This is a genomic window from Pseudomonas mosselii, from assembly GCF_005796105.1.
GTDB lineage: Bacteria > Pseudomonadota > Gammaproteobacteria > Pseudomonadales > Pseudomonadaceae > Aquipseudomonas > Aquipseudomonas mosselii_C.
The window spans coordinates 22,102-36,951 of the sequence record NZ_VAUO01000001.1; the positions used below are offsets into that span (position 1 = coordinate 22,102).

The 14,850-nt window shown below is 62.0% G+C and carries 11 protein-coding genes; 8 read left to right on the top strand and 3 right to left on the bottom strand.

What is annotated here, in order from left to right:
- The first annotated feature begins 14 nt into the window (after positions 1–14).
- The 4 genes from dctA (at position 15) to FEM01_RS00115 (ending at position 6,053) form a co-directional block, all read left to right on the top strand.
- Complete coding sequence (dctA, locus tag FEM01_RS00100; protein WP_138217258.1) at positions 15–1,349, top strand: C4-dicarboxylate transporter DctA; 1,335 nt, start codon at positions 15–17, stop codon at positions 1,347–1,349.
- Positions 1,350–1,466: 117 nt separating this feature from the next.
- Complete coding sequence (locus FEM01_RS00105) at positions 1,467–2,771, top strand: CitMHS family transporter (protein WP_138217259.1); 1,305 nt, start codon at positions 1,467–1,469, stop codon at positions 2,769–2,771.
- A gap of 81 nt (positions 2,772–2,852) precedes the next feature.
- Complete coding sequence (locus FEM01_RS00110) at positions 2,853–4,106, top strand: OprD family porin (protein ID WP_138217260.1); 1,254 nt, start codon at positions 2,853–2,855, stop codon at positions 4,104–4,106.
- A gap of 24 nt (positions 4,107–4,130) precedes the next feature.
- A complete protein-coding gene (locus FEM01_RS00115) occupies positions 4,131–6,053 on the top strand; it encodes a methyl-accepting chemotaxis protein (RefSeq protein WP_138217261.1) in 1,923 nt (640 codons plus the stop codon).
- Between the two features lie 50 nt (positions 6,054–6,103).
- On the opposite strand, the gene nhaA is transcribed toward FEM01_RS00115, so the two are convergent.
- The 3 genes from nhaA to dkgB all read right to left on the bottom strand — a co-directional run bounded on the left by nhaA (position 6,104) and on the right by dkgB (position 9,774).
- Positions 6,104–7,306 (bottom strand): Na+/H+ antiporter NhaA, encoded by a 1,203-nt coding sequence (gene nhaA / locus FEM01_RS00120; RefSeq protein ID WP_138217262.1) that lies wholly within the window; start codon positions 7,304–7,306, stop codon positions 6,104–6,106.
- A gap of 401 nt (positions 7,307–7,707) precedes the next feature.
- Positions 7,708–8,877 (bottom strand): MFS transporter, encoded by a 1,170-nt coding sequence (locus tag FEM01_RS00125; protein WP_138217263.1) that lies wholly within the window; start codon positions 8,875–8,877, stop codon positions 7,708–7,710.
- A gap of 93 nt (positions 8,878–8,970) precedes the next feature.
- Complete coding sequence (gene dkgB / locus FEM01_RS00130) at positions 8,971–9,774, bottom strand: 2,5-didehydrogluconate reductase DkgB (RefSeq protein ID WP_138217264.1); 804 nt, start codon at positions 9,772–9,774, stop codon at positions 8,971–8,973.
- Positions 9,775–10,039: 265 nt separating this feature from the next.
- Between dkgB and FEM01_RS00135 the strand changes: the two genes are divergently transcribed.
- The 4 genes from FEM01_RS00135 to ahpC all read left to right on the top strand — a co-directional run bounded on the left by FEM01_RS00135 (position 10,040) and on the right by ahpC (position 14,738).
- The gene (locus tag FEM01_RS00135) at positions 10,040–11,401 is read left to right on the top strand and encodes a UDP-glucose dehydrogenase family protein (RefSeq protein WP_138217265.1); all 1,362 of its coding nucleotides are present in this window, start codon (positions 10,040–10,042) and stop codon (positions 11,399–11,401) included.
- A gap of 49 nt (positions 11,402–11,450) precedes the next feature.
- The gene (galU, locus tag FEM01_RS00140) at positions 11,451–12,290 is read left to right on the top strand and encodes a UTP--glucose-1-phosphate uridylyltransferase GalU (RefSeq protein WP_138217266.1); all 840 of its coding nucleotides are present in this window, start codon (positions 11,451–11,453) and stop codon (positions 12,288–12,290) included.
- A 98-nt stretch (positions 12,291–12,388) separates the two neighbouring features.
- Positions 12,389–13,744, top strand: coding sequence for a glutathione-disulfide reductase (gene gorA / locus FEM01_RS00145; protein ID WP_138217267.1), 1,356 nt, complete (start codon positions 12,389–12,391; stop codon positions 13,742–13,744).
- 430 nt (positions 13,745–14,174) lie between these two features.
- A complete protein-coding gene (gene ahpC, locus FEM01_RS00150) occupies positions 14,175–14,738 on the top strand; it encodes an alkyl hydroperoxide reductase subunit C (RefSeq protein WP_004375926.1) in 564 nt (187 codons plus the stop codon).
- Positions 14,739–14,850 lie beyond the last annotated feature (112 nt).

Sequence of the window (14,850 nt, forward strand, 5' to 3'; positions counted from 1 at the left end):
CAATGGGTGATGCCATGAGACTCGCTAAATCACTGTACTTCCAGATCCTCTGCGCCGTCCTGCTAGGCGTATTGGTCGGCCACTTCTGGGCGCAACAGGCCGTTGCGCTCAAGCCGCTGGGCGATGCTTTCATCAAGCTGATCAAGATGATGATCGCCCCGGTGGTTTTCTGCACCATCGTCACGGGCATCGCCGGTATGACCGACAAGCGTTCGCTCGGGCGCTTGATGAGCAAGACCTTGCTGCTGTTCCTGGTGCTGACTGTGATCAGCCTGGTGATCGGTTTGGTGGCGGTACATCTGTTCCGTCCAGGGGTGGGCATGAACATCGACCCGGCCACCCTGAGCACCGCCGGACTGAGCCAGTACGCGGCTTCCGCGGCGCAGCTGAGCGTGGTGGATTTCTTCATGCACATCATCCCGGACACCTTCATCGGTGCCTTCAACAAGGGTGAAGTGCTGCCGGTGCTGTTCATCGCGGTACTCAGCGGTTTCGCGCTGTCTTCGATGGGCGAGAAGGGCAAGCCGGTGCTGAGCGTGCTCGAGTCGGCCTCGACTATGGTGTTCCGCATCTTCGGCTACCTGATGCGCTTTGCGCCCATCGGTGCCTTCGGCGCGCTGGCGTTCACCGTCGGGCAATACGGCGTGACCTCCCTCGGCGCGCTGGCCAAGTTGGTCGGTACGCTGTACATCGCCTGCGCATTCTTCGTACTGGTGGTGCTGGGCGGTCTCTGCCGCGCCTACGGGTTCAGCCTGTGGAAACTGCTGCGCTACTTCCGCGAGGAGTTCCTGGTGGTGCTCGGCACGTCCTCCACCGAGCCTGTGCTGCCGCGCATGCTGGAGAAGCTGGAGAAGCTCGGCTGCAAGAAAGGCGTGGTAGGCCTGGTGTTGCCGACCGGTTATTCGTTCAACCTCGACGGTACGGCGATCTACCTGTCGCTGGCCGCGATCTTCATCGCCCAGGCCTGCAACATCGACCTGAGTCTCGGCCAGATGGTCACCATGCTGGCGATCATGCTGCTCTCCTCGAAAGGCGCCGCTGGTGTCACTGGCAGTGGCTTCGTGGCCTTGGCCTCGACCCTGACGGTGATCCATGACATCCCGCTGGCGGGCCTGGCCTTGCTGATCGGCATCGACCGCTTCATGTCCGAAGCCCGTGCGCTGACCAGCCTTGCGAGTAATGCTGTAGCCACCGTGGTGATCTCGCTGTCCGAAGGGGCCTGTGAGCGCGACACCTTGTTGCGTCGCCTCGACGGTGCGCCGGCAGTGGCCTCCGCGCAAGACACCGACGTGGTGCAAAACCACGCCGCACCGGCCGACTGGTCTGCCGAGCCGCCACGCCACGGCTGACCGACCTTACACCTCACAGTGACATAAACTCCTACCTGGCATTACGCGATGCCGGGTGGGGCAGGGGCCGCCTGCCTGTTGGGCGGCCAGGCACAATAAAAACAAGAGAATCTAAACATGCTCGCACTCCTGGGCCTGGTCATGGTGGTGACCTTCACCTACCTGATCATGAGTAAACGCCTTTCCCCGATCGTCGCGCTCACCGCGGTGCCTATCGTCTTTGCACTCATCGGTGGCTTCGCCCCGGAACTTGGCAAGATGATGCTCGATGGCCTGAAGATGGTCGCGCCCTCTGCGGCGCTGCTGTTGTTCGCCATTCTGTTCTTCGGCCTGATGATCGACGCCGGTCTGTTCGACCCGCTGATCCGCAAGATCCTCAAGCGCGTCAACGGCGACCCGATCAAGATCGCCATCGGCACCGCGCTGCTGTCGCTGCTGGTAGCCCTGGACGGTGACGGCACCACCACCTACATGATCACGTGCGCGGCGATGCTACCGTTGTACAAGCGCATCGGCATGAACCCTATGATCCTCGCCACGGTGTCGATGCTGTCATTGAGCATCATGAGTGGCATGAGCCCCTGGGGTGGCCCGGCGACCCGTGCGATCGCGGCGCTCGGCCTGGATGCCACCGAGTACTTCATCCCTATGTTGCCGACGGTGATCGGCGGTGCCGTGTGGGTGGTGTTCACTGCCTACCTGCTCGGTCGCGCTGAGCGTCGGCGCATCGGCAATGTGGTGTTGGAGTCCGGTGGCGGCAACTGCTACATCAAGGAAATCCTCGGTGACGCTCCTTACAAGCGCCCGCGCATGGCCTACGTGAACCTGGCCCTGGTGGTGGCCGTCATGACTGCGCTGGTGCTGGGTGTGATGCACGCGGCAATCCTGTTCATGATCGGCTTCGTCATCGCACTGATGATCAACTATCCGCAGCTGGACGTGCAGAAAGAGCGCATCCTGGCCCACTCGGGTAACGCCATGACCGTGGTGCTGCTGGTGTTCGCCGCCGGTATCTTCGCCGGTATCTTCTCCGGCACCAAGATGGTCGATGCCATGGCCCAGACCCTGGTGAGCTGGATTCCGCAGGCGTGGAGCCACTGGTTCCCGCTGGTGGTGGCGTTGACCAGCATGCCGCTGACCTTCGTGCTGTCCAACGATGCCTACTACTTCGGCGTGGTGCCGATCCTGGCGAACGCCGCCGCAGCCTACGGTATCGATCCGATCGAGATTGCCCGTGCCTCGGTGCTTGGCCAGCCGGTCCACCTGATGAGCCCGCTGGTGGCCTCGACCCTGCTCCTGGTGGGGATGGTCGACCGCGATATCGGCGATTTCCAGAAGGCCACCGTGAAATGGGCGGTGCTCACCTCCCTGGTGATTACGGCGCTCGCACTGCTGACCGGTGCCGTGTCCTTCATGGTCTGAATGCCCCGGGCGCCGCATGGCGCCCAACCAATGTACCTAAAAACAGCACTTATCTAAGAACAACAATTAGAGCAATCAATCATGTACCCAACCCTTTTCCGTGGGGCCACCTGTGGCCTGCTGTGCAGCTGGCTGCCTGTCGCTGGCGCTGCCGGTTTCATCGAAGACAGCAAACTCAAGCTGCAGCTGCGCAACGTGTACTTCAACGAGAACTTCCGCGACGAACAGGGCATGAGCGCACGCGCTGCGGCCAATGCCAAGAGCGAGCGCGTGGAGTGGGCTCAGGGGTTCCTGCTCGACTACCAGTCCGGCTTCACCCAAGGCACCCTGGGCCTGGGCGTCGACGCCATGGGCCTGGTGGGCGTCAAGCTCGACTCGGGCCGTGGGCGCAGTGGCACGGGCTTGTTGCCGGTGCACGACGATGGCCGTGCGGCGGATGAGTTCGCCAGTGCCGGGGTTACCGCCAAAGCCCGCCTGGGCAGCACCGTGGTCAAGCACGGCACCTTGCTGCCCAAGACTCCAGTACTGGTCTACAACGACGCACGTTTGCTGCCGCAGACCTACCAGGGCACCCAGCTGACCAGTACCGACATTGACAACCTCACTCTGACCGCCGGACACCTGGATCGCTTCAAGCAGCGTGACTCATCTAATAGCACGGGGTTGTACCTGGACGGTTATGGCGGCCCAGAGTCTGGCGATTTCAGCTTCGCCGGTGCTGATTACGCGGTTAGCAAGCAGCTGCGTCTGAGCTATTTCCATGGCCAGCTGGAGCACTTCTACCGTCAGGACTTCGCCGGGCTGGTGCATGACCTGCCGCTGGGCGGCGGCGTGCTGACCACTGACCTGCGTTATTTCCGCAGCCGCGACAGCGGTACGGCGTATGCCGGTGGTATCGACAACGACATGTTCAGCGGCCAACTCTCGTACGCCCATTCCGGGCATACCGTCGGCGCCGGTTACCAAGTACTTAATGGGGAAGCCGGGCTGCCGTACATCAGTGGGGCAACGGTCTATTCGTTCAGCAACGTTGGCATTGGCAAGTTCATCGAGGAGGAAGAGAAGACCTGGATGGCCAGCTATGCCTACAACTTCGCTGCTGCCGGGGTGCCGGGGCTGACCTTCATGACGCGCTACCTCAGTGGTGACAACGGTCGCTCCGGCGCAGCGGGAATCAAGGAATGGGAACGCGATGCCGAGCTGGCCTACGTGGTACAGGGCGGCACCTTCAAGGGGTTAGGGGTGAAGCTGCGCAACTATGTCTATCGCTCGGACTTCTCGCGCGGTCGCGACAGCAACCGGATCTATCTCACTTACGACATCGCAATCTGGTAACCGAACGCTAAGGAATGCACGGACATGTCTATCTGGCTTACCAACCTCACTGTTGCCAGGAAGCTGATGATCGGCTTCGGTTTACTGTTGCTGATGGGCGTACTGAGCTTTGCGGCAGGTTGGAACGCCATCCACAATTTGTCTTACCGGATGGATCGCATGAGTGTGGTCAACCGGTTGATGGAGGACTTTTCCAAACTGCGCCTGGAGCGTGCGGCGTACGTGCAAAGCGAAGGCGACCAACAGGCTGCCAGAGCGCTACAGGAAAAAATTGTCGCGATTGGGCAAACCCTGGACGCGCTCAAGGGCTTTTTCAAGAATGAAATCAATGTCCGGCGCATCGCGGCCATGTCCGAGCACCTCATCGCCTACCAAGGTGGTATCGAGGCGCTCGGACAGACCTATCAGCAGATCGAGCAGTCGCGTGCTGTGCGTCGAAGCAGCGGCGATAGCACGCTGAAAGGCTTGGATGAGCTTAATGGACTACTGGGCAATGATGATGGCTCAGGGGCTACCAGCCTTTACAAGGCGATCAAGGACCTGCAGATGCAGTTTTTGTATGCGCGCTTTGAAACGCGTGCGTACACTTATGCTGGCAATGGTAGTGCCAAGCAGTACAGCGCGGCCATGGATGCAGTCAACGCAACGTTGACTCGCTTGCAATCGCTGCGTGACGCGTTGCACGGCACGCGTGCAACGTTGCTCGATGAGTTGGCGCAATCCATCCAGGCCTATCGTGACTCGCTGGATACCCATCGTGCGGCACTGACGCGTATCGAGGGGGCGCTTGGCGACATTCAGAAGCACGGCGACGCGTTGCTGGGTACTAGCCAGGAACTGTATGAGCAGCAAATGCAGTCGCGCTTGGACGATACCCGGGATGCGACCTGGACACTGCTCACCTGCCTTGTCCTGGCGCTGTTGTTGGGTGGGGCTGCTGCCCTGCTGATCACGCGTCAGATCGTGCCACCGCTGCATGCTGCGTTGAACCGCGTGCAACGTGTAGCCGAAGGCGACCTGACCCTCCAGCCCCACACGTTGCGCAAAGACGAAATAGGGCAGTTGGAAGAAGGGTTGCAACGCATGACCAGCAGTTTGCGCGCGCTGGTTGGCCATATCGATGATGGAGCAACGCAAATTGCCAGTGCTACCGAGCAGTTGTCGGCGATTACTCAGCAGACCCGTGCAGGGGCCGACGAGCAAATGAAGGAAACTGAACAAGTGGCCGCAGCCATGCATGAAATGACCACCTCGGTGCAGGATGTAGCACGTAATGCGGTCGAAACCGCGCGCTCGGTCGATCAGGCAACGCAAGAGGCGCTCAGCGGTGCGCAGATCGTCAAAAATGCCATTGATCGCATTGAAAACCTGTCTGCCGAAGTCGATCTGACCAGTGCCGCCGTTGGCACCCTGGCGCAGGAAAGTGGGCGGATCGGCAGCATGCTCGATGTGATCAAGTCCGTGGCTGAGCAGACTAACCTGCTGGCCTTGAATGCTGCCATCGAGGCTGCGCGTGCGGGCGAGGCGGGTCGTGGCTTCGCCGTGGTGGCCGATGAAGTCCGCGCCTTGGCGCAGAGGACGCAGCGCTCCACCGAGGATATCGAACAGCTCATCGCGGCGTTGCGCCAAGGAACCCTCGAGGCCGTGCAGCGTATGGAAACCAGCCGTGGCCTGACCGGCGAAAGTGTCCAGTTGGCCCGCGATGCAGGGTTGGCGTTGGACAATATCACCGACAGCATGGGCGGTATCCAGGGACGGACGCAACAGATCGCCGCTGCCGCCGAAGAACAGGGCGCCGTGGCCGAGGACATCAACCGCAATATATTGAGTGTTCGTGACATTACCGAGCAGGCGCATACCGCCAGCGAACAGACCAGTACCGCTAGCCTGGAGCTGGCTGGGTTGGGCAGCGCCTTGCAGGCGCAGGTGCGACGGTTTCAGGTGTAACGTCAGCCTTGGCGTGGGCCCACCCTGCTGTGGGCCCGGATACGCGTGATTCAGTGCTTGGGCATGGGCGCCAGACGCAAGATCAGGCAGCCAATCACCGCCGAGAGCAGCGAACCCAGGAGGATGCCGATCTTTGCCGCATCGACCTTCTCCGGCTGTCCTGGGAACGCCAGTTCACCGATGAACAGGCTCATGGTGAAGCCAATGCCACACAGCATCGCCACGCCGTAGATCTGTAGCCAACTGGCGCCCTGGGGCTTGCTGGCAAGGCCGCTCTTGACCGCCAGTAGCACGCCAGCGAATACCCCCAACTGCTTGCCCAACAGCAGGCCCAGAGCGATGGCCAGGGGCAGGGGAGCAAACAGATCGCCCAGGCTCAGGTTGCCAAACGACACACCCGCGTTGACAAATCCGAAGGCCGGCACGATCAGGAACCCCACCCACGGCGCGAGGCTGTGTTCCAGGCGCAGTAACGGGCTGGCACCGCTCGGCTGGCCCGTGCCTGGGCGATAGGGAATCAGCAGCGCGCCGACCACCCCGGCGATGGTTGCGTGCACACCTGACAGCAGGGTGAAGTACCACAGGACCATGATCGCCAGCAGATACGGCCACAGCGCGACTACCCGCAGGCGGTTGAAGGCCAGCAGCAGCCCTACCACGGCGCCTGCACCGGCCAGTGCCATTAGGTCGATCGATGAGGTGTAGAACAACGCGATGATCGCTACTGCGCCCATGTCGTCGATGATCGCCACCGAGACCAGCATCACCTTGAGCGACAACGGTGCATGCCGGCCGAGCAGCGCCAGGGCGCCGACCGCGAAGGCGATGTCGGTGGCGGCGGGTATCGCCCAGCCGCTGGCCAACTCCGGCTGGCCATTCGATACGGCCAGGTAGATCAGTGCGGGGGTGGCCATGCCCATCAGCGCGGGCAGCGCAGGCAGGCGACGTTGCTCCCAGCTGGCCAGGCGTCCATCGACCAGCTCGCGCTTGATCTCAAGCCCCACCAGCAGGAAAAACACGGCCATCAAGCCGTCGTTGATCCATAGATGAACGGTCATCGGGCCAAGTTTTTCGGTCAGCGTCGGGCCCACGGCCAGGTGCAGCAAATGCTGGTAGGCGCTGGCTGCGGGGCTGTTGGCAAGGATGATGGCCAGGGCGGCGGTAATCATCAGCAGTACGCCGCCGGTGGCTTCGCTGCTGAGCAGGCGGCGCAGCACGGAGCGTTGTTGCAGGGAGGTCAGTGGTGCATTCATGCGCGGGTCCTCGTTCATGGCGTCGCCCAAACCAACGCGGCGCGACGAACGGCGGACACGACAAGGCGCTGGCTCCGACGGTGACGGGCCACGATGGCGCAGGGCGAGAAGAAGGAAAAGTGGGATAGCGCAACATGCCTTGCCGTACAAGAACGGCAAGGGCAGGGCCATAGCGAAAGGAGGCATGCGTGCAACATGGACGGATCTCACGGAAAACAAATGAATGTTCTCCGTATTCGGGAAAGCTCCCGGGCGCACGCAGCACACGCCTGGCGACGATCTTAGCCAAGTAGACAAGATTTTACCCTGTCTAATTGCATCCAAATATTGCGGTAGTTATTTACCTCCGCCCCCATGGCCGGGCCGCGGACTTTGCCCGAGTGCTTGGGCGCAAGACGGCGCTACGGCACGCTGACTGCCAGCTTGGCGCGGTTGCCCAGCCACACCAGCAGCAGTCCCAGCGCCGCCAGCATGCCGCCTGCCATCGGCACGGCTGCGTAACCCAGGTCCAGACTGATCACTGCACCGCCTAAGGCTGCGCCCAGGGCATTACCCAGGTTGAATGCGCCGACATTGATCGACGAGGCCAGCCCAGGTGCTTCGATGGCTGCGGTCATCACCCGCATTTGCAGCGGTGGCACCACGGCGAAGGTGAACACGCCCCACACCAGCAGGGCGATCGCTGCACCGAGGTGGCTGCCAAGCGCCAGCGGCATCAGCAGCATGATTACCGCCAGTACGCCGAGGAAGATCCGCGCCGCGCCATCGAGCGACCAGTCCGCCAGCTTACCGCCCAAGCTATTGCCCAGCGTGAAACCGACCCCGATCAGCACTAGGCCGAGGGTGACGAAGCTGGCAGAAGCACCGGTCAGCTCGGCCAGCACGGGGGCGACGTAGGTGTACAGGGTGAACATGGCGCCAGCACCCAGCACCGTAGTAGCCATGGCCAACAGCACCCTGGGGCGGGCGATCACCGCCAGCTCCTTGCGTACATGCGGCACCTGGCCACGCTCACCTTTGGGCAGGGCGTACCACAGCGCGGCAATGGCCAGTAGACCTAGCACGGCGGTCCCGGCGAACGCCATGCGCCAGCCCACCTGCTGGCCGAGCCAGGTGGCTGCTGGCACGCCGCCGATGTTGGCGATGGTCAGGCCCATGAACATCGTGGCCACGGCGCTGGCCTGCTTGTCGCGGGGCACCACGCTGGCGGCCACCACCGCACCCAGGCCGAAAAAGGCGCCGTGGTTGAGGCTGGTGATCATGCGCGAGACGAGCAGGGTGTAGTAATCCGGTGCCAGTGCCGAGAGCAGGTTGCCGAGGGTGAAGATACTCATCAGCAGCATCAGCGCGGCGCGCTTGCCAAAACGGCTGAACAGCAGGGTCATGATCGGCGCGCCGACCATCACGCCGATGGCGTAGGCGGTGATCAGCATGCCGGCGCTGGGGATGCTCGCACCAACGCCTTCGGCGATCACCGGCAGCAGGCCCATGGGGGTGAACTCAGTGGTGCCGATGCCAAAGGCGCCGATGGCCAGGGCTAACAGGACACGTTTGGGGTGAAGCGCGTTCATCTAAAACTCCGCGATGAAAATATCATGGGGGCGCGCGAACAGGGCTGGCGGGCGAAACGTTTGCTGCCGCCAGGCCCATACTGGCGAAGTGGTTCAGTCCCAGATCGGCGCCAGGTTATCCGGGCTGACTTCACGGCCGTTGCGTTCCAAACCTTCGATACGTGCCATGTCGTCGGCATCCAGACGCAGGCTCTGGGCGAGCAGGTTGCTGGCCAGGTTTTCGCGTTGGGTCGATGACGGGATCACCGCATAGCCCAATTGCAGGGCCCAGGCCAGTGCCACTTGGGCAACCGTGGCCTTGTGCTTGGCGGCGATCTGAGCCAGGACCGGGTCCTTGAGCACCTTGCCGTAGGCCAGGGTCATGTACGAGGTGACGGCGATGCCTTGGTCCTTCAGGAAGGTGGCCAGCTTGGTGTTCTGCAGGTACGGGCTCAGCTCGATCTGGTTGGTGGCGATTTCACCCTGGCCGACCACCTCGATGGCCTGGCGGGTCAGCTCGATGTTGAAGTTGGAAATACCAATCTGGCGGGTCAGACCGAGCTTTTTCGCTTCGGCCAACGCGCTCATGTATTCGCGCAGTTCAACCCCGTTATTGGGGGCCGGCCAGTGGATCAGCAGCAAGTCGACCTGATCGGTGCGCAGCTTTGCCAGGCTCTCGCGCAGGCTGGGCACAAGCTTGTCGGCGGCATAATTGTCGACCCAGATCTTGGTGGTGATGAACAGTTCCTCGCGCGGTACGCCGCTTTCGGCGATGGCTTGGCCGACTTCGGCTTCGTTCTTGTAGATCTGTGCCGTGTCGATGGCACGGTAGCCCAGCGCCAGTGCGGCCTTGACCGAGTCGATGACAGTTTGACCGGTGAGGCGGAAGGTGCCGAGGCCGAAGGAAGGGATGCTCATGGGTATACTCCTGACCAGTGAAGAGGGCTGCGAACCCTGGCCCGTGTGCCATGGGTTCGGGTATATGGCCGGCAGTGTGCGGGTTTGGTTCACGTTGATTAAGCCTGCGTGGGGCCAAGGTCCTTTGATTTGAAGTCACGAATCGATTGCAGGAGCGTGAGTGAGGCGGCGTAATGCCGGCTGTCATGTGTTCGCCGCATAGCTGTCACCGCCCTGCAACTCGCGCCCGGTGCAATGGCCGCATCGTGAATTCAGGAGCGTGGCCATGGAACTGTGTGTCATCGGGGCAGGGTACGTGGGGCTGGTGACGGCGGCCTGTTTCGCCGAAATGGGCAACCGCGTGGTGTGCCTGGAGCATGACCAGGCACGTCTGGCACAGTTGCGCCAGGGTCAGTGCCCAATCTACGAACCGGGCCTGCAAAGCCTGCTGCAGGAGGGCCTGCACAGCGGCCAATTGGCTTTCACCGACCAGTGGCGCCAGGCCCTGGCCAAGGCTGAGGTGGTGTTCATCGCGGTCGGTACGCCCAGTCAGGAAGACGGCTCGGCCGACCTGCAACATGTGTTGGCTGTAGCCGACAGCCTCGGGCGGCACCTGCTTCGTGCCTGCCTGGTGGTGAACAAGTCGACGGTGCCGGTGGGCACTGCCGAGCGCGTGGCCCGGCAGGTTGCAATTGGCCTGCGCGAGCGCGGTGTGCGTTTTACCGTGGAGGTGGCGAGCAACCCCGAGTTTCTCAAGGAGGGCAGCGCCATCGAGGACTTCCTGCGTCCCGACCGGATCATCATCGGGCGCGACAGCGAGCAAGCCGGGCAATGCCTGCAGCGGCTGTACGCGCCGTTCGTGCGCAACCGCGAGCGTATCCTTTTGATGACCCCGCGCGCCGCCGAATTCACCAAGTATGCGGCCAACGCTTTTCTCGCCACCAAGATTTCCTTCGTCAACGAACTGGCGATGTTGTGCGGGCACCTGGGGGTAGATATCGAGCAGGTGCGCCATGGCATCGGCAGTGACCAGCGCATTGGTAGCCATTTCATCTACGCCGGCTGTGGCTATGGCGGCTCGTGCTTTCCCAAGGATGTCCGTGCGCTGGTGCATTGCGCTGAGCAACAGGGGTTCGAGCCGGCGATCCTGAAGGCGGTGCAGGCGCGTAATGCCGAGCAGAAAACCGTGCTTTTCGCAGCGCTTTACCAGCATTTTGGCGGTTTTTTACGCGGGCGGCAGGTCGCGCTGTGGGGGCTGGCCTTTAAGCCAGGGACCGATGATCTGCGTGAAGCGCCGAGCTTGGTGCTGCTCGACGCCCTGCTGGCTGCCGGAGCGAGGGTCCAGGCGTGCGATCCTGCGGCCACCGCCGGGGTCGCGGCCCGCTATCCGCAGGCCCTGGCCAGCGGCCAATTGCGCCTGGGCGAAGACCCTTATGCCTGTGTCGAAGGGGCAGATGCGCTGGTGTTGCTGACCGAATGGAAGCAGTTTCGCCAGCCCGATTTCGTGCGTGTACGGGGCCTGATGCGCATGCCGGTGCTGTTCGATGGACGCAATATTTACGATCCGTCGGAACTAACTACACTGGGATATCTCTATCATGGCATCGGTCGTCCGCAGGCGGGGCATTGTAAGGTGACCGCCGCCTGATTAGACTGCGCCGAATTTCGTACGCAAAGCCCTTCGTTAAAGGACGTATATGATCAAGAAATGCTTGTTCCCGGCCGCCGGTTACGGCACCCGCTTCCTGCCTGCTACCAAAGCCATGCCCAAGGAAATGCTGCCGGTGGTCAACAAGCCACTGATCCAGTATGGCGTTGAAGAGGCACTGGCCGCCGGCCTGAACGAGATCTCCATCGTCACCGGTCGCGGCAAGCGTGCCCTTGAAGACCACTTCGACATCAGCTACGAGCTGGAAAACCAGATCAAGGGCACCGACAAGGAGAAATACCTGGTCGGCATCCGTCGCCTGCTTGACGAGTGCTCCTTCGCCTACACCCGCCAAACCGAGATGAAAGGCCTGGGCCATGCGATCCTGACTGGCCGCCCACTGATTGGCGACGAACCGTTCGCGGTAGTGCTGGCGGACGACCTATGCGTCAACCTCGACGGTGACGGCGTGCTCGCGCAAATGGTCGCGTTGTACAAGAAGTACCGCTGCTCGATCGTCGCCATTCAGGAAGTCGATCCGCAAGAAACCAACAAGTACGGCGTCATTGCCGGTGAAGAGATCAAGGACGGCATCTTCCGCGTTGACTCGATGGTCGAGAAGCCCAAGCCAGAAGACGCCCCGTCCAACCTGGCGATCATCGGTCGCTATATCCTGACCCCTGACATCTTCGAGAAGATCGAGCAGACCGAACCGGGTAAAGGCGGCGAAATCCAGATCACCGACGCGCTGATGAAGCAAGCCGCTGAAGGCAACGTGATCGCCTACAAGTTCAAGGGCCGTCGTTTCGACTGCGGTGGCGCCGAAGGCTACATCGAGGCGACCAACTTCTGCTTCGAGAACTTCTACAAGACTGGCAAGGCTTACTGATCGAGCCTGGCAAGTCACGGAGCCACCCCTCGGGGTGGCTTTTTTGTTTGCGGCGGCCAACGGCGCTATGCTGGGCGCCTGCCTAGGAGACTCAACGCATGGCTTACGATTTTGATCTGTTCGTGATTGGCGCCGGTTCTGGCGGTGTACGTGCGGCGCGCTTCGCCGCAGGCTTCGGCGCCAAGGTGGCGGTGGCTGAAAGCCGCTATCTGGGGGGCACCTGCGTCAACGTGGGGTGTGTGCCCAAGAAACTGATGGTCTACGCTGCACACGTGGCCGACGAGCTGGAACAGGCCGCAGGCTTCGGTTGGACCCTGGAAGAGGGGCATTTCGACTGGGGCACGTTGATCGCCAACAAGAACCGTGAGATCGAGCGCCTCAACGGCATCTACCGCAACTTGCTGGTCAATAGCGGCGTTACCCTGTTGCAGGGCCATGCCCGCATTACCGGCGCCAACGAAGTGGAAGTCGAGGGCCAGCGCTACAGCGCGGCCAACATCCTCATCGCCACCGGTGGCTGGCCGCAAGTGCCGGACATCCCGGGCAAGGAGCTGGCCATCACCTCCAACGAGGCGTTCTACCTCAAGCAACTGCCGCGTCGCGTGCTGGTCGTGGGCGGGGGCTACATCGCCGTGGAGTTCGCCGGGATCTTCCAGGGCCTGGGCGCCGACACCACGCTGCTGTACCGGGGTGATCTGTTCCTGCGCGGCTTCGACGGCTCGGTGCGCACGCACCTGAAAGAAGAGCTGGAAAAGCGCGGCCTGAACCTGCAATTCAACGCGGATATCCAGCGCATCGACAAGCTTGAGGGTGGCAGCCTCAAGGCCACCCTCAAGGATGGCCGCGAGCTGGTCGCCGATTGCGTGTTCTACGCCACTGGGCGCCGCCCGATGCTGGATAACCTAGGCCTTGAGAACACAGGCGTGGAGCTGGATGAGCGCGGCTACATTCGCGTGGATGAGCAGTACCAGACCACCGCGCCGTCGATCCTGGCCATTGGCGATGTGATCGGTCGAGTGCAACTGACCCCGGTTGCGCTGGCTGAGGGTATGGCCGTGGCCCGCCGCCTGTTCAAGCCTGAGCAGTACCGCCCGGTGGACTACCGCAACATCCCCACTGCGGTGTTCAGCCAGCCGCCAATCGGCACCGTGGGCCTGACCGAGGAGCAGGCGCTGGAAGCCGGGCACAAGGTACAGATCTTCGAGAGCCGCTTCCGAGCCATGAAGTTGTCCCTCACCGACATCCAGGAGAAGACCCTGATGAAGCTGGTGGTGGATGCCGAGACCGACAAGGTGCTGGGCTGCCACATGGTCGGGCCAGATGCTGGCGAGATCGTCCAGGGCCTGGGTATCGCGCTCAAGGCCGGGGCGACCAAGCAGCAGTTCGACGAGACCATCGGCGTGCACCCGACTGCTGCTGAAGAGTTCGTCACCATGCGCAGCGTGACACGCTGATAGCGCCGCTCCCACAGGACTGTGCAATCCCTGAATCCAGCGCTGCCCCCTGTGTAGGAGCGGCCTTGTGCCGCGAACACCGGCGCAGCCGGTGCCATCCACCGCGTCGCCTGCTTCGCGGTGGTCCGGCACTCCGGTGAACCCGCTCCCACAGGATTGTGCAACACCTGAATCCAGCGCTGCCCGTGTGTAGGAGCGGCCTTGTGCCGCGAACACCGGCATAGCCGGTGCCATCCACCGCGTCACCTGCTTCGCGGGCGACATGACGTGTCCGCACAAGCCTTTGCTCAGCAACAATCCTTCTATTAATAATCCTGCCTTATAGCCAAAACCAATCAGCAGCATGAGCTTTACCAATGAGCCTTCATCGGCATCAGTCGGTAGGATTCACTCCATCAACTGATTCCAACCCCATGAAGGAGTGTCTCTCATGCCAATCATCAACAGCCAAGTCAAACCGTTCAACGCCACCGCCTACCACAAGGGCGAGTTCGTCCAGGTCAGCGAAGCCGACCTGAAAGGCAAGTGGTCGGTAGTGTTCTTCTACCCAGCTGACTTCACCTTCGTGTGCCCGACCGAGCTGGGTGACCTGGCTGACAACTATGCCGAGTTCCAGAAGCTGGGTGTGGAAATCTACGGTGTGTCGACCGACACCCACTTCACCCACAAAGCCTGGCACGACACCTCGGACACCATCGGCAAGATCCAGTATCCGCTGATCGGCGACCCGACCCACGTGATCTCGCGCAACTTCGACGTGCTGATCGAAGAAGCTGGCCTGGCCGATCGCGGTACCTTCGTGATCAACCCGGAAGGTCAGATCAAGATCGTCGAACTCAATGACGGCGGTGTTGGCCGCGATGCAGCCGAGCTGCTGCGCAAGGTCAAGGCTGCCCAGTACGTTGCCGCTCACCCAGGCGAAGTCTGCCCGGCCAAGTGGAAAGAAGGCGAAGCTACCCTGGCGCCATCGCTGGACCTGGTCGGCAAGATCTAAGCCGATGAGCCTGTCGCGGGCGGTGAGCAGCCGCCAAAGCTGAAGCACTGACCGCCCCGTCAAACGCCCGGGTGCTATCGCCTGGGCGTTTTTGTATCCGAGTTTTGAAAAA